General features: G+C 33.4%; 2 protein-coding genes. One reads left to right on the forward strand and one right to left on the reverse strand.

Annotation, left to right across the window (positions count from 1 at the left end):
- On the reverse strand, nt 1-1503 hold a 1503-nt coding region (locus P8M54_RS09940), incomplete at its 3' end, for a carboxypeptidase-like regulatory domain-containing protein (RefSeq protein WP_300287670.1).
- A 263-nt stretch (nt 1504-1766) separates the two neighbouring features.
- Here P8M54_RS09940 and P8M54_RS09945 point away from each other — a divergent pair.
- Nucleotides 1767-2162 (forward strand): glycerophosphodiester phosphodiesterase family protein (locus P8M54_RS09945; protein ID WP_300287671.1); only part of this gene is annotated, 396 nt, incomplete at its 3' end.

The following is a 2162-nucleotide window of genomic DNA, read 5'->3' on the forward strand; positions in this document are numbered from 1 at the left end:
ACCAAATGTGTATTTGATTTTATCAGTATTATAATATAAATTGTCTACTACCTGAAAAACGTTATTAGTAAAGCTTTCTTGAGCAAATCGATGACCACCTATTTGTATGTTTGTTGTTTTAATTGCTCCATCTATCGTAGAGCCCACATTTTCAACTACAGCACGAGGAATATTATAAGCAGGTAATTGATCTCCTGGGCTACTATCTTGATAGGTGTAAAGATGCTGTACTTTTAATTCATTAGTTATTTTTTCATTCACCTTTGTTCTCAACGAAGCAAGAATGCTGTTGTCAATATTTAAATCATTTCCAAATGATTCGTACAAGCTTATTGTGGTGTTGTCTTGTAATCCCAATTTATTATTATCGTAGGTGTAATTATCACGCACAGTTAGTAAGTTATTACTATTAATTTGCCAGTCTAAACGAGCAAATAATGCGTCAGAATTTCTTTTTTTATCGAAAGTTCCATATTGTTCGGAATTTGCTACTCCATATTTGTCGCGTGCGATAGTAACAAAATTATCTAGCGTTGACTTATTGATATTAAATCGAAGTTCGTCATCTGCTGATTGCACATCTGCTATAATCAAGGGTCTCAGGTCGCGTTGATGATCCCAAGCTACAAAAAAGTGAAGTTTGTCTTTAACTATTGGTCCGCCAAATGTAACTCCGTATTGAGCCGTAGAAAAATCATTTTGTCGTTTATTTCCTCTAATGTCATAAGGGCTCGACAACCAATCAGCTCTATTGTATCCAAAAACACTACCTGAGAATTCGTTTGTTCCAGATTTTGTTACCGCGCTTACAGTTCCACCGCCACTTCTACCATAACTAACATCGTACTCATTTGTTACTACCTTAAATTCTCTTACAGCTTCTATAGAAATAGAGTAGGGCGCACCACTGCGGCTCGTTGTAGATCCTGCAGATGTTGGATTTTTAGCATTCATACCGTCTAAGGTATAATTTGTTGAAGATGCTAGTTGGCCTGAGATATTCCCCCCTTTACTTAAGGGAGATAAATCCATCAAACTTGTAAAATTTCTTCCATTGACTGGTAGGGCATTTATAAGTTTAGAAGTAATTGCTGTTGATGCACCTAAATTTCTAGTTTTATTTTTTAACCCTCGGCTAATAACTTCTACTACTTCTAAATTTTGAACATTATCTTGCATGACTATTTCGACATTGATATTGTCTCCCTGGTTTAGCATGTAGCCTGTTCTTTGCTGCTCACCATAATTAGCATAGTTTGTAGTAATAGTATAAGGTCCCCCTAGAGGCAATTCTTTAAAAGTAAAAATACCTTTAAAATTTGAAAGTGAATTTGTGGTAAATCCGGTTGACTCGTTTTTAATGACGATTATAGCATCTTTAATAGTTTTAGATTTTTCGTCTAAAACAACTCCTGATATGGATGCTTGTGTGGTTTGAGCGATTGCTTTAGAATTTATTAAAGCAAGCAATAAAATAATAGCTAGAAGTCTAAGCTGTTTCATAAAGATTTAATTAGAATTTTGATTCGACAAAGAAATTTAAAATCTTAACTACTTTTATTACGAAAAGGCTATCAATAATGTCATGCTACGTTAAATAAAACGGTTAAAAGAGTCAGAGTAGGTTACCATATATAAAGTAATTGTAAATAAATTTATCTCTAATTTATATTTAGAAGATGTTTGAAATAACAATCATTTAATACTATTTTAAAAGCTGATTTTTGTGCGAGTGTTATCTTCGAAAAAAATTAAAAATGGTATTTATGTCTAGTTCTATAAAAATTTTCCTGTCGCTTATTATCTTGTCCGCTAGTTACGGTTGTTCTTCAAGCAAATTTGTTGTGTGTGGTCATAGGGGTGCAATGGGTTATGAAGTAGAAAACACCATTCCCTCGATTAAAAAAGCGATAGCGTTAAAAGCAGACATGATTGAGATTGACATTTTTAAAATTCGAACTGGGGAAGTTGTCGTTTTTCATGACGACAATTTAGAACGCATCACTAATAGTACAGGAAAAATAGAAGCATTACAATTTGATGAGCTCAGAAAACTTTTAGTCGCAGACAAATACCAGATTCCCACATTACAAGAAGTAATTGAAGTTATTGACAGGCGTGCAGTTTTAAATATTGAATTGAAAGGTGAACAAACGGCTAAA

Origin of the sequence: Flavobacterium sp., assembly GCF_029242675.1 — a bacterium.
GTDB lineage: Bacteria > Bacteroidota > Bacteroidia > Flavobacteriales > Flavobacteriaceae > Flavobacterium.